General features: G+C 58.0%; 22 protein-coding genes, 8 pseudogenes and 1 riboswitch. Of the genes and pseudogenes, 10 read left to right on the top strand and 20 right to left on the bottom strand.

Annotation, left to right across the window (positions count from 1 at the left end; translation table 11 throughout):
* Window positions 1-16 precede the first annotated feature (16 nt).
* From EGT36_RS27705 to EGT36_RS31225, 3 genes and pseudogenes are all read right to left on the bottom strand, one after another.
* The gene (locus EGT36_RS27705; RefSeq protein ID WP_125271554.1) at window positions 17-994 is read right to left on the bottom strand and encodes a DUF1852 domain-containing protein; all 978 of its coding nucleotides are present in this window, start codon (window positions 992-994) and stop codon (window positions 17-19) included.
* A gap of 102 nt (window positions 995-1,096) precedes the next feature.
* A riboswitch (cobalamin riboswitch) is annotated at window positions 1,097-1,309 on the bottom strand.
* 368 nt (window positions 1,310-1,677) lie between these two features.
* On the bottom strand, window positions 1,678-2,184 hold the full coding sequence (locus EGT36_RS27700; RefSeq protein WP_125271553.1) for a DUF6985 domain-containing protein: 507 nt from the start codon (window positions 2,182-2,184) through the stop codon (window positions 1,678-1,680).
* A gap of 12 nt (window positions 2,185-2,196) precedes the next feature.
* Window positions 2,197-2,319, bottom strand: a pseudogene (locus EGT36_RS31225) (agmatinase); the annotation flags it as partial.
* Between EGT36_RS31225 and EGT36_RS31575 the strand changes: the two are divergent.
* The 3 genes and pseudogenes from EGT36_RS31575 (at window position 2,266) to xth (ending at window position 4,663) form a co-directional block, all read left to right on the top strand.
* Window positions 2,266-3,624, top strand: coding sequence for an alpha/beta hydrolase (locus EGT36_RS31575; RefSeq protein WP_502697451.1), 1,359 nt, complete (start codon window positions 2,266-2,268; stop codon window positions 3,622-3,624). The pseudogene EGT36_RS31225 and the gene EGT36_RS31575 overlap by 54 nt on opposite strands.
* A gap of 64 nt (window positions 3,625-3,688) precedes the next feature.
* Window positions 3,689-3,835 (top strand): annotated as a pseudogene (locus tag EGT36_RS27680) (DUF3606 domain-containing protein); the annotation flags it as partial.
* Between the two features lie 3 nt (window positions 3,836-3,838).
* Window positions 3,839-4,663, top strand: a pseudogene (xth, locus tag EGT36_RS27675) (exodeoxyribonuclease III).
* Here xth and EGT36_RS27670 read toward each other — a convergent pair.
* From EGT36_RS27670 to EGT36_RS27650, 5 genes and pseudogenes are all read right to left on the bottom strand, one after another.
* Window positions 4,664-4,999: pseudogene (locus tag EGT36_RS27670) on the bottom strand (SOS response-associated peptidase family protein); the annotation flags it as partial.
* Window positions 5,000-5,694: 695 nt separating this feature from the next.
* Window positions 5,695-6,283: pseudogene (locus EGT36_RS27665) on the bottom strand (flavin reductase family protein).
* A 48-nt stretch (window positions 6,284-6,331) separates the two neighbouring features.
* Window positions 6,332-7,186 carry an SDR family oxidoreductase gene (locus EGT36_RS27660; protein ID WP_125271552.1) on the bottom strand — a complete coding sequence of 285 codons (855 nt, stop codon included), beginning with the start codon at window positions 7,184-7,186 and terminating at the stop codon, window positions 6,332-6,334.
* 29 nt (window positions 7,187-7,215) lie between these two features.
* Window positions 7,216-7,974: an SDR family NAD(P)-dependent oxidoreductase gene (locus EGT36_RS27655; protein ID WP_286084361.1), complete on the bottom strand. Its 759-nt coding sequence runs from the start codon at window positions 7,972-7,974 to the stop codon at window positions 7,216-7,218.
* Between the two features lie 43 nt (window positions 7,975-8,017).
* Window positions 8,018-8,758 (bottom strand): SDR family oxidoreductase, encoded by a 741-nt coding sequence (locus EGT36_RS27650; protein ID WP_125271550.1) that lies wholly within the window; start codon window positions 8,756-8,758, stop codon window positions 8,018-8,020.
* Between the two features lie 237 nt (window positions 8,759-8,995).
* Between EGT36_RS27650 and EGT36_RS27645 the strand changes: the two genes are divergently transcribed.
* Window positions 8,996-9,904: an AraC family transcriptional regulator gene (locus tag EGT36_RS27645; protein WP_125271549.1), complete on the top strand. Its 909-nt coding sequence runs from the start codon at window positions 8,996-8,998 to the stop codon at window positions 9,902-9,904.
* Between the two features lie 26 nt (window positions 9,905-9,930).
* On the opposite strand, the gene EGT36_RS27640 is transcribed toward EGT36_RS27645, so the two are convergent.
* Window positions 9,931-10,512, bottom strand: coding sequence for a TetR/AcrR family transcriptional regulator (locus EGT36_RS27640; protein ID WP_286084360.1), 582 nt, complete (start codon window positions 10,510-10,512; stop codon window positions 9,931-9,933).
* Window positions 10,513-10,637: 125 nt separating this feature from the next.
* Here EGT36_RS27640 and EGT36_RS27635 point away from each other — a divergent pair, with 125 nt between their 5' ends.
* Window positions 10,638-11,828, top strand: coding sequence for an MFS transporter (locus EGT36_RS27635; RefSeq protein ID WP_125271547.1), 1,191 nt, complete (start codon window positions 10,638-10,640; stop codon window positions 11,826-11,828).
* Between the two features lie 41 nt (window positions 11,829-11,869).
* On the opposite strand, the gene EGT36_RS27630 is transcribed toward EGT36_RS27635, so the two are convergent.
* The gene (locus EGT36_RS27630; RefSeq protein ID WP_286084359.1) at window positions 11,870-12,127 is read right to left on the bottom strand and encodes a type 2 periplasmic-binding domain-containing protein; all 258 of its coding nucleotides are present in this window, start codon (window positions 12,125-12,127) and stop codon (window positions 11,870-11,872) included.
* A 138-nt stretch (window positions 12,128-12,265) separates the two neighbouring features.
* Here EGT36_RS27630 and EGT36_RS27625 point away from each other — a divergent pair, with 138 nt between their 5' ends.
* From EGT36_RS27625 to tnpC, 3 genes and pseudogenes are all read left to right on the top strand, one after another.
* The gene (locus EGT36_RS27625; protein WP_125271546.1) at window positions 12,266-12,472 is read left to right on the top strand and encodes a transposase; all 207 of its coding nucleotides are present in this window, start codon (window positions 12,266-12,268) and stop codon (window positions 12,470-12,472) included.
* 156 nt (window positions 12,473-12,628) lie between these two features.
* Entirely contained in the window at window positions 12,629-12,808 is a 180-nt protein-coding gene (gene tnpB, locus EGT36_RS30850; protein ID WP_210211243.1) for an IS66 family insertion sequence element accessory protein TnpB, read from the top strand.
* Window positions 12,809-12,996: 188 nt separating this feature from the next.
* Window positions 12,997-14,482, top strand: a pseudogene (tnpC, locus tag EGT36_RS27615) (IS66 family transposase).
* A gap of 181 nt (window positions 14,483-14,663) precedes the next feature.
* Here tnpC and EGT36_RS30695 read toward each other — a convergent pair.
* From EGT36_RS30695 to EGT36_RS27585, 6 genes and pseudogenes are all read right to left on the bottom strand, one after another.
* Window positions 14,664-14,838, bottom strand: a pseudogene (locus EGT36_RS30695) (IS5/IS1182 family transposase); the annotation flags it as partial.
* Between the two features lie 135 nt (window positions 14,839-14,973).
* Window positions 14,974-17,184: an amylo-alpha-1,6-glucosidase gene (locus tag EGT36_RS27605; protein WP_125271545.1), complete on the bottom strand. Its 2,211-nt coding sequence runs from the start codon at window positions 17,182-17,184 to the stop codon at window positions 14,974-14,976.
* A 10-nt stretch (window positions 17,185-17,194) separates the two neighbouring features.
* Complete coding sequence (locus EGT36_RS27600) at window positions 17,195-18,289, bottom strand: glycosyltransferase family 4 protein (protein ID WP_125271544.1); 1,095 nt, start codon at window positions 18,287-18,289, stop codon at window positions 17,195-17,197.
* A gap of 108 nt (window positions 18,290-18,397) precedes the next feature.
* Window positions 18,398-18,800 (bottom strand): annotated as a pseudogene (locus tag EGT36_RS27595) (hypothetical protein).
* A gap of 90 nt (window positions 18,801-18,890) precedes the next feature.
* Window positions 18,891-20,519 carry a chaperonin GroEL gene (groL, locus tag EGT36_RS27590; RefSeq protein ID WP_125271543.1) on the bottom strand — a complete coding sequence of 543 codons (1,629 nt, stop codon included), beginning with the start codon at window positions 20,517-20,519 and terminating at the stop codon, window positions 18,891-18,893.
* A 59-nt stretch (window positions 20,520-20,578) separates the two neighbouring features.
* A complete protein-coding gene (locus tag EGT36_RS27585; protein WP_125271542.1) occupies window positions 20,579-20,893 on the bottom strand; it encodes a co-chaperone GroES in 315 nt (104 codons plus the stop codon).
* Window positions 20,894-21,173: 280 nt separating this feature from the next.
* Between EGT36_RS27585 and EGT36_RS27580 the strand changes: the two genes are divergently transcribed.
* Together EGT36_RS27580 and EGT36_RS27575 are read left to right on the top strand one after the other, a co-directional pair.
* The gene (locus EGT36_RS27580) at window positions 21,174-21,446 is read left to right on the top strand and encodes an usg protein (protein WP_125271541.1); all 273 of its coding nucleotides are present in this window, start codon (window positions 21,174-21,176) and stop codon (window positions 21,444-21,446) included.
* A 99-nt stretch (window positions 21,447-21,545) separates the two neighbouring features.
* A complete protein-coding gene (locus EGT36_RS27575; RefSeq protein ID WP_125271540.1) occupies window positions 21,546-21,836 on the top strand; it encodes a hypothetical protein in 291 nt (96 codons plus the stop codon).
* A 78-nt stretch (window positions 21,837-21,914) separates the two neighbouring features.
* Here the strand turns inward: EGT36_RS27575 and EGT36_RS27570 are convergent, their stop codons facing one another.
* From EGT36_RS27570 to EGT36_RS27555, 4 genes are all read right to left on the bottom strand, one after another.
* On the bottom strand, window positions 21,915-22,244 hold the full coding sequence (locus EGT36_RS27570; RefSeq protein WP_125271539.1) for a chaperone modulator CbpM: 330 nt from the start codon (window positions 22,242-22,244) through the stop codon (window positions 21,915-21,917).
* A 2-nt stretch (window positions 22,245-22,246) separates the two neighbouring features.
* Window positions 22,247-23,170 carry a DnaJ C-terminal domain-containing protein gene (locus EGT36_RS27565; RefSeq protein WP_125271538.1) on the bottom strand — a complete coding sequence of 308 codons (924 nt, stop codon included), beginning with the start codon at window positions 23,168-23,170 and terminating at the stop codon, window positions 22,247-22,249.
* A gap of 195 nt (window positions 23,171-23,365) precedes the next feature.
* The gene (locus tag EGT36_RS27560) at window positions 23,366-23,887 is read right to left on the bottom strand and encodes an ATP-dependent metallopeptidase FtsH/Yme1/Tma family protein (RefSeq protein ID WP_125271537.1); all 522 of its coding nucleotides are present in this window, start codon (window positions 23,885-23,887) and stop codon (window positions 23,366-23,368) included.
* A gap of 18 nt (window positions 23,888-23,905) precedes the next feature.
* Window positions 23,906-25,291 (bottom strand): DegQ family serine endoprotease, encoded by a 1,386-nt coding sequence (locus tag EGT36_RS27555; RefSeq protein WP_125271536.1) that lies wholly within the window; start codon window positions 25,289-25,291, stop codon window positions 23,906-23,908.
* Window positions 25,292-25,334 lie beyond the last annotated feature (43 nt).

The following is a 25,334-nucleotide window of genomic DNA, read 5'->3' as shown; positions in this document are numbered from 1 at the left end:
CTCTTATAAGTGTTGATCAGGCGGCGCACTGGGCAAACAATTGCTCAAGGACGGCGCGGTATGGCTTGATGAAATGTTTTTCGGTGAATCTGCCCTGATCCACCGCCAGGCGGCTGCGTTCGTCGCGGTCGTAGACGATCCGGGTCAGCGAATAATCCTGGTGTTTCAGATCGGGCTGGTAAACCGTCCCGGCCGCTGCGTTCGCATTGTAGATTTCAGGGCGATAAATCCTCTGAAACGTTTCCATCGTGCTGATGATGCCGATGAGCTCGATATTGGAATAATCCCCCAGCAGGTCGCCAACAAAATAGAAGGCCAGCGGCGCAACGCTGCCCGCGGGCATGAAGTAGCGAACCTGTAATCCCATTTTCCCGAAATACTCATCAGTGGACGAGAACTCATTCTGCCGGTACTCGACGCCCACGACGGGATGGTGATTTTCGGTCCGGTGATAGGTCTTGCTGGTCGAGGCACTAATGCAAATGACCGGCGGCTTGCGAAAGTGCGACCGGTAAGCATCCGACCGCAGAAAGGACTTGAACAGGTTCCCATGCAGGTCCCCGAAATCGGCCGGAATGCTGAAGGCAGGAAGCCTCTTGTTATACTCCGGCAGCACGACGCTGAAGTCGTAATCCCGAACATAGGAGGAGAAGTTGTTCCCCACAATGCCGTCGATACGTTCGCCGGTATTGTGATCGACGATGGTCGTCTTCAGTATCTCGATGAGAGGAAATTTCTCGCCTTCAACATTGAGGCATATTTCGACCGATATGATCTCCAGCTCGACCGAATACCGCTCCGATTTGGGATTGTCCCAATACGCGAGGGCGTTGAAACGGCTATCGATCATCCGTAGGACATTGCGCAGGTTCTCTTGGCGGTTTTCTCCTCTGGCCAGATTGGCGAAATTGGTGGTGATACGCGTATGTTCCGAAGGGCGGTAGTCCTCGTCGAAGGGTACGCTCGTGATAGTGAAACTGCAGGTCTGAGACATGTTGTGCCCCTATAAAGCTGGGGGCATGGGTCTGCGGACGCATAGCAAGACTGGCCGCGACAACGCAGCTCTGCTACGGCACACTGGGACACCCCGCCCGTGGACGTTATTTCGCCAAAGGCAGGTTTCCTGGCTCACGTTTCATCGCTTCCGTCCGTCTTCCCAGCGCAAGCCAGTGACATATTGGACTTCAGCTCAACGCTTACAGTTGCGGGGGCAGCGTCGGCATTTCCGAATGACACGGAGCACCGACTTCCCTCTTAGCGCCGGTACGTTGCATGCAACGACCGGAGAACCTTAGGCACGTTGACCTTACCGAAAGGTGAGACGTCGGTCAACATCATATAACGATATCTTTATATCGTTAAATCAAAACGCAACTGCAGGCTTAGATCTAATGGATTGCAATTGCATGCGGTGTTGAAATACTACCCTTACACGCGCAGCTTTGTACGGTTAAAACAAGTCGCTCTCAGTTCCAGCAAGGGGATATAACCCTGCGCGATAACCGCTTCGGGCCAAAAGCGGAAGCAGATCGGATCGCGTTCCCGGCCAAGTTATGCGGCTTAATCAATACAACGAATATTGATAATATTTGGGACAGCATCTCCCAGCACTCCCTGCCGAGTGCGCCGTTAGCCGCCGCTCCTGGCGAGGATTGGACAAGAATTTTGCCCGCGTTGTCAGTCAGGCTGCCTCGAAAGTCTTGTTGTGTATTCGGGGTTTCTCGCTTTGTAGACGACGTTCTCCAAAGTCCGATCTGCGTAGACGTTCACATTCGTGAGGTGACCATTGTATCCGCCGACTTTCGTAAGCGTCGCACCGCCTCGCCAAACCATCATGAGTCCGCGTTCGGCATCCCAGCCGCACTCAGCCTGCATCACCACGTACCAGTTTTCATCGTCTCTTCGCCCTTTCTCAACGGTGACGGGTCCGGGAGTGACGTGATCCCAGATATCGGCGGGTGATTGCGGAAAGCCTATTTCTTCCTCAAGCCATTCCGGCCTTCCGGCCTCTTCGTAATAGTCCCTGTAGAAGGCGAAAACGTGCCGCGTGTCCGACAGCCTGTCTGCCTTCGTCAGCGCAAGGAACGCGCCCAGGGCAGCAGCGGCAGCCGGGGCGTCAGGATCGGGCTCTTCGTCCAGTTCGACTTCAGCGCCATCAAAATAAGAAACGACAATCGTGGTCATACATCTGTACCTTCAATTTTGCCGCACAACGGCGCCGATTTCATTGACGAGCAGGCGCGACGCTGTCAGTGCCGATAAGCTATCAACATCGGATGGAAGACGGAGTTCGACAAGGTCAAACCCGACGATTTTGGCGCACATGCTGACGCGAGCGCTTCGCTTGTTATCTTCCTGCACGGCATAGGCGCGTCAGGAAGACAGCTCATGCCGCTGGCGTCATCATGGCGATCACGGCTGCCGGCAGCTCGCTTCACGGCGACGGCGCCGATGCACCACGGCTATGGTCATCAATGGTTCTCGACGGAAGGAAATGTGCTTGATCCTGCGCGGATCGTCGCAGCCCGTGATGCTTTTGATGCGGTGGTCGGCGACCTGGTATGGCGCGAGGGTCTGGATCACGCTTATGAACGGGTTGCCTTCGTCGGCGTCTCCCAGGGTGCCGTTGTTGCTTTGGACGCCGTTGCCTCTGGACGTTGGCCGGTGGGTGCGCTGGTTCCCCCGCAGACGGTATCGCCAGCGGGCAAAGACATCCCGATCCTGCTCGTGCACGGACAGAGCGAGACGACGATGGCGTCAAGCCTTGCAGCAGCCCAGTTAGGCGCTGCGGCTTCAAGATCCAACTCGCCATCGAGGTGGGTGTCGGTCAGACCACATCACCGTCGGGCGCGGATAAGGCACTCAAGTTCCTCACGGAGGCGCTGGCTTAGTTGCAACTTCCGTCATCCTAGATCGTTTCCTGCCATGGACGATGAACATGATGAGGACCACGAGAAAAGCTCGGCTTCGGAAACGGACTCGTTTCCGTTCGAGCGCATGACCGTAGCGCGGTTTCGCGAGACCTTCCCGAAGGCGCGGTGGAGCGACCGCCTTCAGGCCTGGACGGTTCCGGGCAGCACAGCGCGGCGCCGGATCGACCGGTGGCTGGCATCGGAAGCCGACCGTAAAACTCCGTTCGAGGCGGAGAAGGGACGCGACGCTTTCGAATTCGAGCCGATCCTTAGCCCATACCTGGTGGTTCACGACCGCGGTCTCCGCGTCCGAACCCACTATTTCCGCACCGTGGTCGACGAACTCCGGCAGGTTCCATTCGCCCGCTGGAACGGAGACGACAACGTCTGGGAGGTTCCTTATTCGTCCTATGACGAACTGCAGCAGCGGTGGCAAGCCATCGAGGATGCTGCCAGGTGGGCCGAACCTTCGGAGCGACGCAAAAGGGCCGAAGAGAGGAGGGGCACTGAGGAAGAGGCCAAAGCAAAACGTCGAACGTTGGAGCGACAGAAGAAGAGGCTTCCGGTCTCGGGCGAAGATCTGCCGCCTCTTGGTCGCCCGTTTGGGCAAGATGGCGCCTACCGACGCTGGAGGAGTTGGTTCACACGTGGCCCGCGCACCATGAACCCTCCGAATACGAAAAAGACCGCGAATGGTGGCAGCCGACATTGAACGAACTGCGCGAGGCAAGACGGCAGGCAAAATCCCGCGAAAGGCGCAAAGGGGCAGAGCCTAGGATCGGGCCAAAGTCGCAGCCGGACAGGATCATGAAGTCCGCTACGAGGCGAAGAAGGAAGGCGTCTCAAAGGACACGGTCAAGAAGGCCGTGAAGAGCGCCGGTAATTCTCGCAAAAAGGTGGAAGCAGAAATCGGTCGGCACTGATCGATGAAGCTTGCGACCTATAACGTCAACGGCGTAAACGGCCGGCTTGAAGTCCTTCTCCGATGGTTGGATGAGGCCGAGCCGGACGTCGTTTACCTGCAGGAACTGAAGGCGCCGCAGAATAAGTTTCCGATCAAACCGATCGGATCTGCAGGGTATGGTGCTGCTTGGCAGGGCCAGAAGTCCTGGAACTTTGTCGCGATCCTTGCCAAGGGTGAGCAGCCTCATCTCACGAGAAAAGGTCTGCCTGGTGAGCCGGACGACGAACACAGCCGCTATATCGAGGCAGTCGTCAACGGCATCATAATCGGCGGGCTCTACCTCCCTAACGGCAATCCTTACCCCGGGCCGAAATTCGATTACAAACTTCGTTGGTTCAAGAGGCTGCACGACTATGCGGCGGAACTGCTCGAACTGGAAGTTCCGGTCGTGCTCGCAGGCGACTACAACGTCATGCCGACAGAGATCGACGTCTACAAGCCGGAGCGCTGGATGAACGACGCGCTGTTTCGCGTGGAAGTGCGGGAAGCCTATAGGGATCTGGTCAATCAAGGCTGGACCGATGCTCTCCGCCATCTGCACCCGGACGAACGCATCTATACGTTCTGGGACTATTTCCGAAATGCCTATGCACTCGATGCGGGGTTGCGGATCGACCACTTCCTGTTGAGTTGAGAAGTTGCGGCAATGCTCTCTAAGGCAGAGGTCGACAGGCATGTGCGCGGATGGGAGCACACCAGCGACCATGGGCCCGTCTGGATAGAGCTTCAAGACGAACGAGCGAAGAAGCGGAAGACGAAGTCGACGCCCAATGGAAAGGCAGGCTGATTACAGCAAGCTGCCTTGCTCAACCGGCTCGCCAGATTTCGACACAATCGATGATCTATAAGGTTTACGTGATAGAATAATCAGGTCATCGTTAGGTAGTGGGCGGGTGAGATTTTTTGCTCCGTCCCATGGCGCCCGCATCCAGACGTCGGTTTCTTCCTTCGTCAGCAGCAGAACAGGCATCGCCTTTTCGTGGATTGGCTTGACGAGATCATTGGGATCCGTGGTCAGGAAGCGATAGAGATCGTCCGTGGTCATTCCATCCTTCACCTTGCGGACGCTTTTCCATTGCGGCACGTGGATGCCCGCGAAGAACATCAGAGATTTCGCCTCGTCACATCGGCAAGGAGAAAATTCACGAGGCAGCCGACAATGGGATGGCTCTTCATTATAGCCTGAAATTTACAGAGGCGGGACGTAGCCTCGACGTTACACCATTGGTCGAACTCGGCAAAATCACGGTCGTTCGGTAGAGCGCTCTTTAATTTGACAATTTAGCGTCGGTGTCTTGATAGGCTCCTCCTCAAGGAGTCCCTTTTGTACGAGCAGTCGCAGACAATATACCGAAGATTGAAATAAATCGACATCAAACGTATTGCATATCTCCCTTAACACTTTGATGCTAACATCTTAAACAGGCGCAAAAGGAATCCCGAGTACGCAATATGCCTAAAGGGCTTATTTCAGAGCTGGAGCAAGCGGCGGCAGAAGCCCATAATCTCGCACCATTTGAGGTAAGCGAGTTATTGGACAGGGCCATTGATATGTTACGGACACTCCGCCAGCCTATGCCAGAAGATCCTGTTAGTCACAGTGTGGTTATTTATCTGCGGACTGTGTCTGCTGGCGCGACCCGGCTTTCGGAGGACGAGACCGTTCATGCATTACTTGATGCAGCAGAGGCTATACGGATGCTGCTGACAAGAATAACGTGCCATTGAATCGAAGGACAAGGCATGGAGCCAGACAATTCTGTCGCTAATCACGCTGATGATGACGGCCCACGTTGCCGCAACAGTGGCAATGATCAGTCAGCAGGCAGGATGGGCCGATATCAATATTATGCCGGAGGCCCCGCTTATATTCGGCCGATGAGCAGGCGGCCCGTCGACGCTGAAGCGGCCATCGCCCTGATGGTGGATGAGCCGTTTTCTTGCCGTGTGTCATCCACCCACGTGCGCTGGACCTCCAGCACGAGCAGATTGCAGCGGTGCGACCATCCATCATCTGCGATGCGGCATTCGAGATTGGCCCAGCATTCGCGCGCAAGCGGCGCGTTCACGGTTGTTGCAGCTATTGGTGTTAGGTCGAATCGTTCGAATTTTTTGACCGTGTCTCCTGAACAATTGCCGATATCCACCACCTTTTCCGCCAGATCGAAAGCCGGCACCGCCAGCACGCATTCACGGCTTTCTAAAAGCGCCTGATGGCTGTACCCCACGGACCGATGATGGCGCCGACCAATGCCGGATCGTGGCTTATCATCATGTGAAAACCCATGGTCATCAGGTTGGCAGAATCATCCGTCCCACGCGTGGATACAAGCAGGATTGGGCCGGATTCGAGAAAACGACAGGCCTTTTCAGCCGGAAATTCGTGAGATACAGGTCCATCGTGAATTTGATGGCCCGCCGCAAGCCATGCCTGCGGAGGACCTTATTCATGCGGTTATTCGTCGAAGTCGGTGGCGTCTGATGCGCCGCGCCATGTATCGATGTCCTTGCGCACGGCTTCCATCTTTTGTTCGGCCAGCATATTGGCGATCTTGCCCGCAAACAGATGCACAGGCGGTTCGGCCACGCTCGCCGCCTGCAGGATCAGCGTTGCCACTTTCTCTGGATCGCCCGCCTGCTTGCCGTCCAGTTTATTGAGATGCAGATCGAGCGAAGCCTGAGCTTCAGTATAATCGTCGATGGAGCGCTCTGCTACGACGAGACTGTCCTTGGACAGGAAACCCGTACGCACCGGTCCGGGATAGACGACGGTCGCCTCGATACCTAGTTCTGAAAGTTCGGCGGCAAGGGTTTCGGTCAGACCGGCTAGTGCGAATTTGCTCGCGACATAACTGCCCCACCCGGCATAACCACCCTGAAAGCCGACGATGGACGCCACATTGAAGATATGGCCGCTACGCTGCCTGCGCAGATGTGGCAATGAATGGCGCAGCACATGCAGGGGCGCGAAGACGTTGACGTCGAAATTGCGGCGCAGTTCGGCGTCGCTCAGCGCCTCCACAGCGCCCTGTTGACCATAGCCGGCATTGTTGACCACGCGGTCGATGCGACCGAAGGTGGCGATGGTCTTGTCGATGGCGGCTTTCACGCTTGCCTCGCTGACGAGATCGACTTCCAGTGCCAGAAATTGTGCGCTGTCTTCGCCAAATGCTTGCTGCAGGCTTTCGAGAGTGCGCGAGGTGGCGGCCACGCTATCGCCTTTGGCCATGGCCTGCCGCGCCAGAGACAGGCCGATGCCGCGCGCAGCCCCTGTGATGAACCAGACCTTGTTTTGAGTTTGTTGCTGCATGAATGGATACTCCTGTTGTTTGTTGATTATTAAATGGCCACGCTCATCCCGCCATCGGCCATGACGATGGCTCCCACTATGTAACTTGCGCGGTCCGAGGCGAGGAAAGTGACGACTTCAGCGATTTCCTCAGGGGAAGCAGCGCGGCCGATCGGTGCTTTGCGGCCATGTTCGGCAAGATAGGCGCGGCCGTCTGGCTGGATTGCATTCGTGATATTGGTCACTGCATCACCTGAGCCGACCGCATTGACGCGGATGCCGTGGCCGATGGCCTCAAGCGCCAACGTGCGGGTGAGTTGCGCCAGCGCGCCCTTGGATGCCGCATAGGCGGCAATTCCGGGAAAGGACTGGAAGCAGGCATAGGAGCCGATATTGACGATTGCCCCGCGTCGGGCAGGCATCATCGCCCGCATGGCTTCGCGCGAAAACAGGAAGGCACCAGTTGCATTGACCGCAATAACCTGGTTCCACTCATCAAGGCTCATCTCGGCGACGGGCCTGTTGATGATGATCCCGGCATTGTTGACCAGAATATCCAACTGCCCGAATTCTGAAAGCGCCGTATCCACCGCAAGGGTGGCGCTTGCCTCCTGCGCGACGTCCGCAACCAGCGCTACGATGCCGTCGCGGGCGAGGGCCTTGACATTATCGCCGCGTCCCACCGCCACGATGCGCGCGCCCTGAGCGTGAAGAAGGTCGACTGTCGCAAGGCCGATGCCGCTGGCGGCACCGGTGACGATAGCGACCCTACCTGCAAAGGGCAGGTCGTATTGGGGTGATGTTGTCATTGTCTGTGACATGATTGTCCTTGTCGATTGGGGCTTATCGCTCTCAATGGGGGCTGGCAGTGGGGCGCACGATAATTTCGCTGACATCCACGCCGTCCGGTTGCGAGATCGCATAGGCGATTGCCTGCGCCACCGCCTGCGGGGGCAGGGCAACGCGGCGAAACTCCAGCATGGCGGCGCGCGCCGTTTCATCATCGGTGATGTGATCCGCCAGTTCAGATTGCACGACACCGGGACTGATGACGCTCACCCGAATCTGGTCGGTTTCCTGACGCAGACCATCTGAAATGGCGCGCACCGCGAACTTGCTTGCACAATAGACTGCGGAAGTGGGCGAGACTGCATGCGCGCCGATTGAAGCGATGTTGATGATGTGCCCTTTGTCCTCTGCCTGCATGACCGGCAGGACGGCTGCAATGCCGTGCAAGACCCCCTTTATATTGACGTCGATCATGCGGTTCCATTCATCGACTTTCAGCGCCGCCAGAGGGGAAAGCGGCATGACGCCGCCATTGTTGATCAACACGTCGATTTGCCCATGCCGTTCGCACGCGAAATCAACCATGCTCTGAAGGTCTTCAAGCCGTTTGACGTCGAGTTCCACGGTGTCAACCTGACGGCCTTCGGCCCGCAATTCTTTCTGCAATATTGCAAGACGTTCGGTGCGGCGTGCACCTATGACGAGATGATGGCCCAGTTGGGCCAGATGACGGGCGGTGGCTTCGCCAATGCCGCTGTTGGCACCAGTCAACAGAATAACTTTTGCATCTGGTGATATGTCCATGTTTTTTCCTCCTTTCCTGCGGCAGTCGCATGCGGCACCGCAGAGGGTGTTTGAACGAGAAAGAAGTTAGTTAGGCGGTGCGGAGCGAGCTAGACCGAAGCCTCTTGCATTGTTGCCTAAAACTATTTATTTTGATGCCTATTGCGGATAACAGGCGTTTTATTGTATCCATTTTGTATGGATAACCAGCACATAAATACGAGAGAATTCAAGTCGGATACCTCGCGGCAAGACGAGATGGCGTCGCTGATCCGGCAGCTTGCTCCGCATGAGGGGCATACGAAATCGTTGCTCGATGGCGTTCGCCTGATGCGGGCGGATCACCCGCTGGGCCGCACGCCGGTGCTGTATGAGCCCAGCATCGTAATCGTCTGTCAGGGGCACAAACGCGGCTATTTGGCCAATCAGGTCTATCATTACGATGCACAGCATTATCTGGTGCTTTCCGTCCCGCTGCCTTTCTCGACAGAGACGGAAGCCAGCCCCGAAGAGCCTTTGCTGGCTGTCTCCGTTCGTCTCGACATGACCGCCGTGGCTGATCTCATCATCGAGGTCGATCGACAGGCCACCAGTCCGGCAAGCCCGCCTCTCGGCATCATCTCCACGCCGCTGGATGCCACACTGGCCGATACGACAGTGCGCCTGCTGCGCGCCTTGTGTTCGCCGCTGGAAGCAAGGGTGCTGGGGCCTGCCATCGTGCGGGAATTGTGTTTCCGCGTTCTGGTGGGCGGGCAGGGCGGTGCGATCCGGGCCGCCTTGGCAAGCCATGGCAATTTCGGCCGCATCGCGCGTGTTCTGCGGCGCATTCATAGCGATTACGTGCAGCAGCTCGATGTGGGCTCGCTGGCAAATGAAGCGGGCCTGAGCACTCCCGCCTTCCATGCCCATTTCAAGGCGGTTACAGCAACTTCACCCATGCAATACATAAAGTCGGTTCGCCTGCATCAGGCGCGCCTAATGATGATCCGTGACGATGTAACGGCTGCGGGCGCTGCGGCACGGGTCGGCTATGAAAGCGCGTCACAGTTCAACCGCGAGTTCAAACGGCTTTTCGGTCGCAGTCCCGGAGAAGAGGCGCGCGACATGCGCTCCGCATTCGCGCTTATGGCGCCTGCGCAACTGGAAGCCGTAGCGGCTACCCATTGACCGAAAGATTCAGGCGGGCAGCGAAATCAGTCTATCTCTCCATCCAAGCACTGCCGCAGCAGTCCTGCGGCATATTGCGTGGTGGGAGGCGTTGTCGTGAACAATATCCGGTAGATCACCGGTGCCACGACCCGATCGAGCAAGGTTTCCGCGTCGGGCGGGATTGCGCCTTGCCGGACACCGCGAGCAATGATGCTGGCGAGGTTGCGCAGGATACATTCCGTGCATTGGCCCGCACGTTCGGTCGAGCTTCCGGCCAGCGCTTCGCGCAGCAATTCGCGTCCGGGGCCGGAACTCATTTCATCGACGAATTGTTCAAGCCAAAGGCCAAGGTCGCTTTGCCAGTCACCGCTATCCGGCGGCAGAGCATCAGCCTGAAGCTGCCGCACCGCGACATCGGCCAGCAATTGTGAAAGATCACCCCAACGGCGGTAGATGGTCGAGGGCGTGATGCCTGCGCGGGCCGCGATCATAGGCACGGTGATCTCGGATGCGGCCTTTTCCTGCCGCAGTGTTTCCACGGCTTCCAGAACGGCGGCCTGTATCCGCGCCGCGCGGCCTCCCGGTCGGCTGATTGGGGCAGGGGCTGTATCTGTTTGATCTCTCAAGGACAATTCAAGGTTTTCCACGGTATGGCGTGACGCATCAAACGCCACTAACGCAAATAATTTGCTTTAGTGGTCAATTTGCGCTACAAACGCAACAAATTCGCTTTTAGCATGGAATCGCTGACATGGCCACCCTTTGTAACGAGATGCGGGGCAGGGCGGAGAGATCATTCGCCCTTGCTCTGCACGGCTTCACCATCATTCTGTTTTTCGCGGCATCGAGCATGACGACGCCGCTCTTTCCGCTTTATCAGGCAAGCTGGGGCATCTCGACCTTTCTGATCAGCGTGATTTTTGCGGCCTATGTCGGGGCGCTGCTGGTCTCGCTGTTGTTTCTGGGGACTCTGTCCAACCATTTCGGGCGGCGGCCCGTGATTGTCGCGGCGCTCGCGGTGGAATGTGTTGCCCTTGTCATGTTCCTCGTTGCTGACAGCGGAAGCTGGCTGGTAGCGGCGCGACTGGTTCAGGGCTTTGCCACCGGCATTGCGACCACGGCGGTTGCGGCAGCGCTTCTGGATGTCGATCACAAGACAGGCGCGGTGATCAACAGTCTGGCGCCTATGGTCGGCATGGCATTAGGCGCGATCGGGGCAGGTGTTCTGGTCCAGTTCGCGCCGTTGCCCTTGCGGCTGGTCTATGCGCTGACCTTGGGGCTTTCCCTGATCCAAATACTGCGCACCTTGCTTTCAGCGGAGACTTTCCAGAACGGAATCAGCAAAGGCTTATCCCTGCGTCCAAAGGTCGAGATTCCGACCGAGGTGCGAGCCATGTTTCTCCGCATCATCCCGCTGAATGTTGCTGTCTGGGGATTGGGCGCGCTGTTCCTGTCGCTGTTGCCCGGACTTTTGCACGAAATGGCAGCGGTACCGTCAATGGCGTGGCTGAGCGGTGCTGCGGTCGGAATTCTGACTCTGGCGGGTGCGGGTGCCGTCATGCTGTTCCGCCATCATTCAGCAACAACGGCGCGCAACTGGGCGGCGCTGGCGATTATTGCCGGAACCGGGATCGTCCTGCTCGGTACGCTATTTCACAGCCCTGTCTTGCTTCTGCTTGGTTCACTGCCGACTGGCATCGGCTTTGGCGCCGGGTTCCTTGGCATATTGCGCGGTTTGGTGGCGCGGGCAAGGCCGGAAGAACGTGCAGGCCTGATCTCATCGTTCTATATTGCCAGTTATCTGCCGAACGCGCTTCTGGCGATGATAGCCGGATATGCCGCAGGCCACATCGGCGTTTTCCATACTGTGCTGGGGTTTGGCGCATTCATCATCCTTATGGCGGGTCTATCCCTGACCATGAACGTGAATGAGCCAAATTGAGCGGTATGGCGCGGCCTAACTGAAAGAAAGCCTCAGCCCCTCTATGAAACGGCGGGTGCGGATCGAAAGGTGACGCCTGCTGGATAAATTGCATGGATGGCGACTTCATTCGTTGCGGTCTCTGGCATTATGTCCAACAGATTGCCAAGTGCGATGTCTTTTTCAACGATGAATGAAGGCAGAAGCGCGATCCCAAGGCCCGCGAGCGCGGCCACACGGTTCGCGTCGCCGCTGTCAAAGCGGGCATAGGCACCGCCATGGATCGTGACGGGCTGTCTGTCTTCGTCGGGCAGGCTCACACCGTTGATGTTGCGCCTAATCCGTAGACCAGTCGTGAGCGTCCGGTGAGCTGTTTTTGTTGATTGGGCAAATCAGGCGATGTTCTGGCATTCGAACTAGCATTAGTGCTGACATTAATACCAGAAAAAAGATGTTTCATGGCTCGCATGGAGATCATGTCCGGTACCGAGCGCAGGCGGCGCTGGTCGGACGAGGCGAAGCTGAGGATACTGGCGGAAGCTGATGAGCCGGGTGCTCGCATTGGTGAGGTGGCTCGCCGGCATGACGTTCATCCTGGCCAGATCCGCTTGTGGCGGAAGTCGTTCAACTATGTGGATCAACCCACGGTGTTCCTTCCAGCGTAAATCATGGAGGAGGTGGGCGTAAGTCAGGCGTCTACCACGGTAACGAGGCCGGCGATCGTCGAGATATTGCTGCGAAACAGTCGGGGTCTGAAGGTGCCGATAGACGTCGAGTTGAAGCTGCTCGGCCCGCTGCTTGCTTGCGTGGAGGCGGCATGATTGGGCCGTCAGGGAATGTGCGGGTCTTTTGGCCTGCGGATTGACCGATATGCGGCGTGGTTTGATGGTCTGTCCGCGCTGGTCGAGACGGGCGTGAAGGAGGCGCCGGACTCGAGCGCAATCTTCGGCTTCCGCAGAAAACGCGCTGACCGGATCAAGCTTCTCTGGTGGGACGGCTAGGGTTTCTGCCTGTTCTACAAGATTTTGGAGCGTACATGCTTTCCCTGGCCGCCGGCGAAAGAGGGCGTCCCGCACCTGACGCAGCCCAGTTTTTCATGCTGGTTGAGGGATTGATTGGCGCCGCCCGGCATGGACGTCCGCTCGTCAGAGGCAAATCCGCTAGATTTTGCGGTGCGGAAACAGCGCCGCTGGATAGTCAGGACGAGCTCCGTTGCTTTGCGCGCACTGAGCGCCGAACAGACGGCGATATTTGAGAGCCGGAAGCCGAGGTCATCAAGCGGGACTCCATAATCGGGCTTCTTCGCGCGCAACTGGAGCTCCTCCGACATCGGTAGCATCGCGCCTCTTCGGAAAAGATCGACCGGAAGATGGAGCAGTTCCAACTGATGCTAAAGGAGATTGAGGCGTCCCGTGCCGAGGCTGAACTGCGCTCTGGGAAAACACCTATGCCGAAGTTGGATGACGCCACGGACAAGCCGAAGCGCAAACCATTGCCCGATGATCTCGCCACCGAAGATCTGATCTATGCGGCTCCCTGTAATTGCCCGACCTGCGGGGGCACCCCGTCCTGAAGGCGCCCGACAAGTGATTCAGGTGCTGGAACACGTGCCGGCGTCGGTCAAGATCGTCCGCGATGTCGAAAACCGTATGATCTGCAGGGAATGCGATACGACGGTGGCTGGCGAGATGCCGACTTTGCCGATCGAGCGCGGCAAACCCGGTCCAGGACTGCTCGCCCATATCATGATCGCCAAATTCGACGATCACATCCCCCTATCGCCTTGTCCGAGATGTACGTCCGATTGGGGATAGACGTCTCCAGATCTGTGATGGCCGACTGGGTCGGCCGCGTATCCGCATTGCTGACACCAATCTTGCTGTTGATCCGGGGCCATATCGCAGCACTCGACCGAATACATACAGAGGATACCCCGGTCGATGTTCTCGATCCCGGATGGAGAATACAAAGACTGGTCGGGTCTGGGTGTATGTCTTCGACGGCAGTGGCTATCAATCCGCCACTCCAGCAGCCATCGCCTATTGCCACAGCCCTGACCGCAAGGGCGCGCCGGCTGACCACCTGGCAAGCTTCAGCGGCGTCATGCATCCCGATGGCTATGGGGGGGCTACAAGAAACGGCAACCAGATGGTTGAGGCCGCCTACATGGCGCATGTGCGCCGCAAATTCCATGACGTGATCAAGCTGAAGCCTTCCCCGAACGCTGAGGAAGCATTGTCGCGCATCGGAGCGCTCTACGATTTCGAGAACCGTATCTGCGGCATGTCGGCTGACGAGCAGCGCACTCTTCGTCAACACCATGCCCGGCCCGTTCTGGACGAACTCAACGCCTGAAACGAGGCAACACTCTCGACTTTGCCACAGAAGCAGGGGCTGGCCGAGGCGATGCGATATGCTCTCTTGCGGTGGGCTGCGTTGAGCGCTTACATCGGCGATGGCCGTGTTGAAATCGACAACAATATAGCCGAGACCGCTCGGAATTGGCGCATTGCCAACATTCTGACAATCATCGAGACGGTCAAACTGCAAGGCCATTATCCGGAGGTCTACCTAACAGCTGTTCTGACCCGATGCAGGATCATCCCAAAGATCGAATTGAATACCTGGTGCCGTGGGTTTGGACACCAGCAAACGCTCGACACGAGGCCGCGTGATGGCCCGCTTGAGGTTCATCTATACGCTCAGGCAAGTCGCCGGGATGATCGGCGAAAACCTCGAACTGATCGAAGAAGTAACCGCAAACCCGGACAACATCTCCGAGGGCGAACTGGTTTACGTCAGCGATGGCACTGAAGATGGCACGAAGGGTCTGACCGGGAATGACATCCAAGACTTTCAAAGCCTACTTGCCAACATCAGGACGTGGGGGTGGCGGTATCCGCAAGTTTCTCAGCGACACAGACTGCGATCCTGAAATAATCGACCACGTCATGGCCGATGAAATGAAACGCGGCTCATAGCTTCCATCTCTCCACACCCGAAAACGCTTTCGCCGGACGCTCACGACCAGCCCCGCTTGTGAGGCGCCAGATCGGTTAAGTGGCCTACCGCCCGTTTTGCGCAGTCGTCCACTGCTGGTTTTAAACCCAGAGTAACCGGAACAAGTATGGCGCTCCACCATCCCGCCATTAAGATGCTGCCTCGTCTACAATTTAGTGATTACCAGAAGATCGCCTCGTCGATCGACGACATCAACGACAACATGTCCGCCGGACCGGCGAACGGTGACATCGGCGGTGCCATTGCCGATCTGCAGGCGGCGCAGGGTAACCTCGTCGAGAAAAGACGGCAATTGCGGCTCATTGAAGCTGATATGCAAGGCATTCGGATCGAAGTCGAGACCGAGGCAGGATTGCAACAGGAGAAGTGGCGCTGCGGTTGCCCAAGCCTGCGGGGAACATGCGACCGGATAGAAGGTCGGCCCCTGGGCGCGCTGACGCGGCAATCCGCAAAAGAGTTCTGGAAGGCGGCGCAGGTCGATATAGGTCGAAGCTGCAAACAGGCCCTCGAAGATCCGTGCCGCTTCAGCCCGATAGCCATAACGCGCAAGCCCCCTGGCGATCAGAGCATTATCATGTGGCCAGATCGAGCCGTTATGATAGCTCATGGGATTGTAGCGCGCCTCGGTCGACGAGACAGTGCGGATGCCCCATCCGCAGAAGGACGAAGCGCTCATCAATGTGCGGGTAACCTGCGCGGCTCTTTCGGGATAGGCGATGCCGGTCAACAGTGCGTGCCCAGCGTTGGAGGAGCGTACCCTGCAAGGGCGCTTTTCTCCGTCGAGGGCTAGCACAAATGTACCAATTTCCTCATCGAAAAAGGCGGTATCGAACGCGCGGCGCAGACCTTCCGCCCGACCAAGGAATTTTGCCGTGCGTTCCGGCTGGCCAAGTTGCCGGAAGATTTCCGCCGCCGCCTCCCAGGCGCCGTAGACATATGCCTGGACCTCGGCGATCGCAATTGGTCCCCTCGCCAATGTACCGTCGATATGGAAGACGGAATCGTGGCTATCCTTCCAGGCCTGGTTGATCAGCCCTTCTTCCGTCAGCCGCCCATATTCAATGAAGCCGTCGCCATCACGATCGCCGTATTCATCGATCCAGGTCAACGCCGCCTCGACATTGGGCAGGAGCCGCTGGATCGTTGGAAGATCGCCGGTTCGTTTGAGATATTCGCCAGCCAGCATGACGAAAAGCGGGGTGGAGTCGATGCTGCCGTAATAGCGGCGGAAGGGAACCTCGCCGAGTTCAGCCATCTCGCCATAGCGTACTTCGTGCAGGATTTTACCAGGCTCGGCGTCGGCAGCCGGATCGACCTCCGTCGCCTGGTTGGCCGCCAAATGTCCGAGCACACCGCGCGCGATGTGCGGATCAAGCCAGAGAGTCTCCAGAGCAGTGATGATGGCATCGCGGCCAAAGACGGTGCTAAACCACGGAATGCCGGCATAGGGATATGGACCCTCCGGCTTGTCGGTCATCAGCATGTAGAGGTCGGAGATGCCGCGGCGCGCGACTTCGTTGAATATCTCGTTGGATGTCACGATTGATGTCGCGCGCGAGGACGAGGCACGCAACGCGCGGCGGGCATCCCGCAGGGCCTGGAAGAAGGAGCGATGGCTCGATTGGTCGGCGACTGTCTGGTCACACGCAATCTCTATGAAGAACGACCGCGCTTCGCGAGGGGCGAGGACGAGGTCATAGACGACGAGATCGTTACAAATTTTATCGGGGCAGGGATTGAACAACAGCGACGTCGATCGTTTCCGCTCATCAAGTCCGATATAGGACAATACGACCGAACCCTGCTCCACCACGGAAGGAAGAGCATGCCCTCTTTTAGCTCTCGCGGTTCCCCGGACCTCGAACAGATCGGCGAAGTCCGCGCCGAATGCGATCTCGATGCGAATGTGTTGTTGCCGATCGTCGTAGTTCCGGATGGCCAGCCGTTCATAGCAACGGGCATTCCACAGGAAGCGGGACCTGCGCAGATGGATGAGATCATGCCCGAGTATGAGCTTGCCCCTCTCGTCGAACAGATCGGGGTTGGTGAGATCGCAGGTGAGCGTCGCATTGTCGTCGCGCAGCGTCGACGACAACAGCATCGGCCGCTTACCGTTGATGGTCAGGTAGAGATGCGAGAGATAACGCGTGTCCCGGTGAAACAAGCCTTCCGGGCTCCCTGGCCCGGAAAGCGCATCACCATTGTGGTCGAAGACGGCAAAGGTATCGCCATGCTTAAGGGTGCGCGGCCGTCGCTCCTGCAGCGAGGCGGCCGCCGGGATGAAGAACTGTGCCACCGGCGCGGCTGGATCTCCGGATCCGACAGATGGCTGGCTATCCACAGATGCGGTCGACATGCACTCCCTCCTATGCCACGACTTGGAGGTCCAGGCCTTGACCATTGGCGCGGCGCAGCGGGGCTGCGTTCATACGGACGCCCGGGAGGTTGCGATAGATGCCGAGATAATCCCGCGCCATCCGTTCGGCGCTGAATCGCTTTTCGAAGGTCGCACGAACTTTCTTTCGATCCATCCTGAGCGCCCATTCGACGTTCTCGGCCGCTTCCGTGACGCTGTCGACGACGATCCCCGATGCACCATTGTCGATGACTTCAGGCACCGAACCGCTTCCGAACGCGATGACGGGCGTACCGCATGCCATGGCTTCAATCATGACCAGTCCGAACGGCTCCGGCCAGTCTATGGGGAACAGCAAGGCGCCGGCATTGCCGAGGAAGTCGGCTTTCTGGTGCTCGTTGATCTCGCCGATGAATTCGACATTCGGATGGCTCTTGACCATCGGCTGGATCACAGTCTCCCAATAGGCCTTGTCGGCATTGTCGATCTTGGCGGCGATCTTCAGCGGCATGCCGACCCTGGCGGCGATCTCGATGGCCCGGTCCGGCCGCTTTTCCGGCGATATCCGCCCCAGGAAGGCAAGGTAGTTACCCTTCGGCTTTTCCGTGAACGGAAGGAGATTGGTGGGCATGCCATGATAGACCGTTCCTGTCCAGTTCACCGGTGGCATCGGGCGGCGCTGGTCGTTCGAGATCGAAACCAGCGGAATGTCGGGGAAAGCCTTGTAGAACGGCTTGAGGTCAGGCAGGTCGAGTCGGCCATGCAGCGTCGTGACGGTGCGGTCGGCGAAGTCCCGGATCAGCGGGAAATGCAGGAGATCGATATGGAAGTGAAGCACATCGAATTCGTGCGCCCGCCGTCGGATCTCCTCCAGCATCACGGCCTGATGCGGCAGGTGATCCCTGACATCCGGGTTGAGCCTGAGGGCTACGTCCGAGCACGCCACCAGCCTGGCGTCGCTGACGGAATCGCCGCTAGCAAAAAGCGTGACGTCATGGCCCTGGGCGACAAGTTCTTCGGTGAGATAGGAAACAATGCGCTCGGTTCCCCCATAGAGCTTGGGCGGAACACTTTCGGCGAGTGGTGCGATCTGGGCGATCTTCATCGGCAAAACCTCCGCAAATGAGCAAAGAGTGGTCGGCAAAAAATCATTCACATGTCGGCTAAAGGAGATGCGGACCGTTCGTAACGGTGACCAGACCTTGAAGAGCTTTCAGCAGCGGTCTCCTTTCCGATAGCTATACAGGCCAAGGCTACCAAACCGGCGCGATCGCGACCAGCGACGACGGCCTCTGTGAATGTAGGGAATTGACTGCGCCCTGATCTTCGGGTTGCCGATCAGGTTGGTCCAACGTCTTTAGCGCTTCGATGATCTCGTCATAGGAGACGGCCTTATCCGTGCCAGGATAAAGGCGAAGGGCCGGAATGGATTCGATGGCAAAGATGTCGGATGCCCATGATGCAAGAATGGCGCGCTTCTCGTCTATGCCGATATCGTCCGCGGCAAGAACGTCACGGGGATGACCAAAGTGCTTGGCCGGATGAAGCAGATGTTCGGCGCTGATCGCGGCCGTAGCTTCCTCCGGTATCGAATTGCTGATGCTTTCCTTTCTCATGGCTTGGCTCCATTGATCTTGACCGATGGAACTTGGTTCGATGCGTGCTTATGAGGCCCGCGCCTGGCGGAAGGCGCGGGCTCCTTCGCCTTAGAAGTCCATGCCAGCGCCCGCGGGGATGGCCGGTACGGCTTCCTTCTTCGGCTTCTCGGCGATCATAGCCTCGGTCGTGACCAGCAGGCCCGCGACTGAAGCGGCATCCTGGAGCGCTGTGCGCACGACCTTGGCCGGATCGATCACGCCCTGGGCATAGAGGTCGCCATATTCGCCGGTCTGGGCGTTCCAGCCGTAGGAGAAGTCGGTATTCTCGCGCAGCTTGCCGACGATCACCGAACCTTCGGCGCCGGCATTCTCGGCAATCTGGCGCACCGGCGCTTCGATCGCGCGGCGGACGATTTCGACGCCGACCTTCTGGTCCTGGTTGGCGGTTGTGAGATTGTCGAGTGCCTTGACGGCGCGGAGCAGCGCCACGCCGCCGCCCGGCAGGATTCCTTCCTCTACAGCCGCGCGCGTGGCGTGCAGCGCGTCATCGACGCGGTCCTTCTTCTCTTTCACCTCGACTTCGGTCGAACCGCCGACGCGGATGACGGCGACACCGCCGGCAAGCTTGGCAAGACGTTCCTGCAGCTTCTCACGGTCGTAATCGGAGGTCGTCTCCTCGATCTGCGCACGGATCTGAGCGACGCGTCCGTCGATCTCAGCCTTGGAGCCGACACCATCGATGATGGTGGTGTTTTCCTTCTCGATCGCCACCTTCTTGGCGCGGCCAAGCATATTCAGGGTGACGTTTTCCAGCTTGATGCCGAGGTCTTCGGAGATGACGGTACCTCCCGTCAGGATGGCGATATCTTCCAGCATGGCCTTGCGGCGGTCACCGAAGCCCGGAGCCTTGACGGCAGCGATCTTGAGGCCGCCACGCAGCTTGTTGACGACGAGCGTTGCGAGAGCTTCGCCTTCGACGTCTTCAGCGATGATGACCAGCGGCTTGCCGGACTGTACCACGGCTTCGAGAACTGGCAGCATGGACTGCAGATTCGAGAGCTTCTTTTCGTGAATGAGGATATAGGGATCCTCGAACTCCACGCGCATCTTGTCGGCATTGGTCACAAAATAGGGGCTGAGATAGCCGCGGTCGAACTGCATGCCTTCGACGACTTCGAGTTCGGTTTCAGCTGTCTTGGCTTCTTCAACGGTGATGACGCCTTCGTTGCCGACCTTCTCCATCGCCTCGGCAAGATAACGGCCGATCTCCGTATCTCCGTTGGCGGAGATTGTGCCGACCTGAGCAATTTCGGAATTGCTGGTGATCTTGCGGGCCTTGGTCTTCAGTTCCTTGACGACAGCGTCAACGGCAAGATCGATTCCGCGTTTCAGGTCCATCGGGTTCATTCCAGAGGCGACCGCCTTGGCACCCTCCTTGACGATGGCCTGGGCAAGAACCGTCGCGGTGGTCGTACCGTCCCCAGCCAGATCATTGGTCTTGGAGGCAACTTCGCGCAGCATCTGCGCGCCCATGTTCTCGAACTTGTCTTCCAGTTCGATTTCCTTGGCTACCGAGACACCGTCCTTGGTGATGCGCGGCGCGCCGAAGGACTTGTCGATCACGACGTTACGACCTTTGGGGCCGAGGGTGACCTTCACGGCATTGGCGAGCACATCGACCCCACGCAGCATGCGTTCACGGGCATCGGTGTGGAACTTGACTTCTTTCGCAGCCATTTCTTTAACTCCTCAATAGGCAGCTATCTGACTGATGGGTTGGATGGACTGGTATCGCCTCAGGCGGCCTTTTTCTGCTCGGCCTGGGCTTCGATGATGCCCATGACATCGCTTTCCTTCATGGTCAGCAGGTCTTCGCCATTGATCTTGATCTCGGTGCCTGACCATTTGCCGAACAGGATGCGATCGCCTACCTTGACGTCGAGCGCCTGGATCTGTCCGGACTCATTGCGCGCGCCGGGACCAACGGCGATGACCTCGCCTTCCTGCGGCTTTTCCTTAGCGGTGTCGGGAATGATGATGCCGCCCTTGGTCTTTTCTTCGGATTCGACCCGGCGGACGAGAATGCGATCATGTAGCGGTCGGAACGACATGTTTTCCTCCAATGGACAAACAATGATGACGTTGTTCCCCCTGGCCGGACCGGATGACCAGTCCGGGCGAGTGCAAAACCTCAATCGAGCGTTTTGCGCGAGAAAATCTGGTTTCACGATTTTTCGATTTCAAGAGTGAGAAAAGAAAAAATAGCACTCACACAAAACTGCTGCTAACACGCTGGAAAGGAAAGACAAAGTGGGCCTGGCGTTGAAAAATCCGTTGATGGCAAAAAAATTTTACGCCACATTTCATAATGTCATGAAACGGAGATGAAGCATGCAATTCTCATCCGATCTCGAACGGCAACTGAATGGCTACGGCCTGACCACTGCGCACATCCTCTACCGCATTCCCGATTTCGAATCCGTGCTGCAGACCTATGTCTGGCAGGACTACGATCTGGTGCCCGATTTTCCGGAGATGCACAAGTTCCTGGACTACTGGCAGACCACCCTCGATGGCCCCCTGCATTCCGTACGCTATACCCATCAGCGCCTGATTGGACCCAACGAATGGCGCCGTGTCGAAGGTGAGTTCAAGTTGCACTGAGAGGTCTTGAATCCGGATTTTTCTTTTCCTAGCTCGTGTCGTGGCCGAGGCTCAATGAGCTCGGATAGCATCGCACGTCTTTACGGAGTGAGATTAAGAATGGAAGAGAAGATCAAGATAATCAAAGACCTCAGCATTGAGGAACGCGAAGAGGTCTTTGTCGATGTCGCGCGTATCCTGGAGGGGACCGCACACGAGGCCTATGTCGAGGGCAACCGCCACTTTGCCGCGCTGTCGGCCAACATGGCGCAGGCGATCCGCGTCAATGCCGATGAGTTGGCCCGCGACGATGTCAAAAACGCCGAGCGCGTGTTGCTTCAGGCGACGGCCATGATTTCGCAGTTTAATGCTGCGCATCCCCACCGCTTGGTCAGCCATTCCGTCCATTAGATAGTGTGTCGCCTCAGTGAGACTTTTAGAAGCGGTATTGGCGAGCGAAACCTTTTAAAATCCAAAGAGTCGCTTCAATCAGAGGCGACTCTTTGGGAGTTCATCCAACGCGGTGAGCAACCGGCGCTGTACCGCGCGATCCTCTTTACCAATGGCCTGGAGGATGTCACGCGTCACGCGGCGGAGACTATGGAGTTGGTCAACAAGATCCATGACGATGTCAATGCCCGCTCGGTTGACCCCCATGTCTCGCGTTAGATCGAGAATCAGGCGCGCGCGGGCAACATCGGCGTCCTGAAAACGGCGCTGGTCCCCGTCGATCCGCGGCGCAATCCAGCCTTCCCGTAGCCATAATTCCAGCTCGCTCACCTCGATTTTGAGGCGATAACGGAACTCATGATCGTCCATGATCAGCCCTCCATGCTCTTTCTCGGATTCTGTGTTGTCCCGGGCGTCCAGCGTTTTACGAAGCTGGCCAGCTCTTCGTCCGGGCGGTCCGGCAATACGATCTTCAAGGTCACGTAGATGTCGCCAGCACCGGCATTTGCGCGCGGCACACCCTTACCCTTGATGCGCAAGACCTTGCCGCTGCTCGAATTGGGTGGCAGCATCAGGTCGATTGGGCCGGAGGGCGTCGGTACGCGGACCTTGCCGCCAAGCACAGCCTCGCCAAGCGTGATTGGCAGTTCGAGGCGGATGTCGTTACCGTCTCGGGTGAAGAATCTGTGCGGCCGAACCTTGATCTCGATCAGCGCGTCGCCGGAGGGACCGCCTCCAAAGCCGGGTTCCCCCTTGCCACGCAGCCGAAGCGTTTGGCCATCACGCGTCCCCGGAGGAATCTGCACGTCGAGTGCGGGCCCATCAGGCAGATGGACCTGAGTTTTCGTTCCATTCACCGCCTCAAGAAAATCGATTTCCATCGAAAAATGACGGTCCCGTCCCGGCGCGCGAAACGGTGTCCCGCCGCTGCCTGCGGCGCGGCGCGAGAAAAAGCTCGCAAATATATCGTCTGCGTCGCCAAAATCGGCAAAACCGCCACCATTGTGGTAGGGGGCTCCAGGATCGCTCGCCGAGGCGTAATCTCGATAGAAGTTGCGGGACGCCTGTTCGGGCCCCGTCATATCGATCTCGCCGCGGTCGAAGCGGGCGCGCTTCTCGTCATCGCTCAAAAGCTCGTAGGCCGCGGCAATCTCCTTGAACCTCGCCTCGGCATTTTTATCCCCGGGATTCAGGTCCGGGTGCAACTTCTTGGCCAGCTTGCGGAATGCGTTCTGGATCTCCTTTTGCGACGCATTCCGTTTCAGGCCCAGAAGCTCGTATGGATCTTTACTCATACATGTCTCCTGTCACAGGCAAATGCTGCGATGAATTCCAAGCTCATAATGTAAGGGGTCCGGTTTCCCTTTTGGAGGGCAACGCGTTGCCGCATCACCCTGTTCGTGATCGGATAATCTCGGACTTTATATAACGGTTGGTCGCTATCCTTTACTCAGCTGGCTTTGGCGCTGACGAAGCTCCGCAGTCGGTGTTCATCGATCGTTTCCTTCTCCAGCGCAACATGCCCCAGCTTCCCGGTCATGCCATATCGGGACGATCGCGCGTCCGATGTTGGTGACCTTGACGAGATCGTCCGCGGCGCCCGTCGGAAGGCGCTCGCCGCCGAGTCCACCGTCCATGCGCCTGATCATGAACATCCAGACGAAAAGGGCGAGTGGTATGATCCATGACAGAAGATCGCGGAGGAACGTGCTCTCTATTTGCCCTGTCACCACGACGTTGTATTGCTGCAGTTGCTGTGCAAGGTCAGGCTCGACGCGCGTCGTGACGAACATCGGCGTGCCGTCCTGCGGCTCGGTGAAGCGGCCCTGGATAAACCGGTCGGAAACCTGTACCTCGGCGATCTTGCCATCCCTCAGCAAGGTCTCGAACTGGCTGTAGGGAATCTGCGCCACCTGTTGGGTCGCGACATAGATATACTGGATCGCCATCACCGCGAGAAATGCAATGATCCAGTACCAGATGTTGAACTGTGTTTTCCTGTTGGTTTCCATGGTCGCTGTCCCCCTGACTTAACGGACGACGAGAAGAAGAGGGGAGCCATCGCGGATCAGTTCGAGCGCGAGGATCGCCGGCTTGTCGGCAAGCGCCGTGCGCAAATCGGCCGTCGAAGAGACCGGCGAGCGATTGGCCGCCACGATAATGTCACCGGCCTGCAATCCGTTGCGGGCCGCCATGCTGCCCGATGTGACACCTTCGATCAAAACGCCTGCAACACCGGCCTGGCGAGCCTCTTTGGCAGACATGTCCCGCACTCTGGCGCCGTCGAGGGGCGTACCGGAAAGGTCAGTTGACGACCGCTCTTCCGCTGTGATCTTCACAGCGATCACCCGCTCGCCATCGCTTCGCTTTACCGTCACGTTGACCCTGGTTCCGACCGGGGTGAGGCCAATCCGGTTCCTGAGATCTGTTGCGCCGTGGACGGGGCGGTTGTCGATCGCCGTAACCACGTCGCCTGTCCTCAATCCGGCCATCGCGGCCGGGGAGCCGGCTTCGACGCCGGCGATCAGCGCGCCGCGCAATTCGCCGAGCTTCAGCGCCTCAGCCACGTCGGGCGTCAGGTCCTGGATGCCGATGCCGAGTCGGCCGCGGCGCACCTCGCCATGGTCCGCCAGCTGGTTCATCACCGACAGCGCCATGTTGCTGGGGACCGCGAAGCCGATGCCAACATTGGCGCCGGCTGGACTAATAATCGCGGTGTTGATCCCGATCAGCTTGCCGTCGAGCGTCACGAGCGCCCCTCCGGAATTGCCGGGGTTGATCGATGCATCGGTCTGGATGAAATCCTCATAGCCTTCGATATTGAGCCCGCTCCGACCGAGCGCGCTCACGATGCCGGACGTAACCGTCTGGCCAAGTCCAAAGGGATTGCCGATGGCGACGACATAGTCTCCGACCTTGAGGGCATCAGAGTCTCCGATCTGAATGGCCGTCAGGTTGTTAGCATTGATCTGGAGCAGCGCGATGTCAGTCTCCTTATCGCTGCCGACCAGTTTTGCCGGGAGCTGTCGGCCATCCTTGAGCGTCACCGAGATTTTTGAACCGCCGTCAACGACGTGGTGATTGGTCAGCACATACCCTTTGTTGGTATCGATGATGACACCGGAGCCGGCGCTCATCCTCGCCTGCTGTTGTTGCTCGGGTAGATTGAAGAACTTTCGGAAGTTGGGGTCGCTGTAGAGAGGATTGTCTTGCGCCGGTGCTCGGGAGACGACCGCGATGTTGACGACGGCAGGGGTGACCTGTTCCAGCATCGGTGCCAATGTCGGCAGGCGGGTGGACGAAGACACCGGGACTGTCATCTGCGCAGGCAGCGGGCTTGTGGTGAAGAAAGCGGCTCCGGCGGCGACAGTTGCCGAAATCGCGATGATGCGAAGCCGCGGGACGAGATCGAACATCGGTTGCTCCTTGAATCAAACGATTTATCTCCCTCCGGCATGA

Source organism: Agrobacterium sp. FDAARGOS_525 (assembly GCF_003938925.1).
Taxonomy (GTDB): domain Bacteria; phylum Pseudomonadota; class Alphaproteobacteria; order Rhizobiales; family Rhizobiaceae; genus Agrobacterium; species Agrobacterium pusense.
The sequence above is the reverse complement of the archived record's forward strand: the minus strand, read 5'-3'. Positions and strand labels throughout refer to the sequence as shown.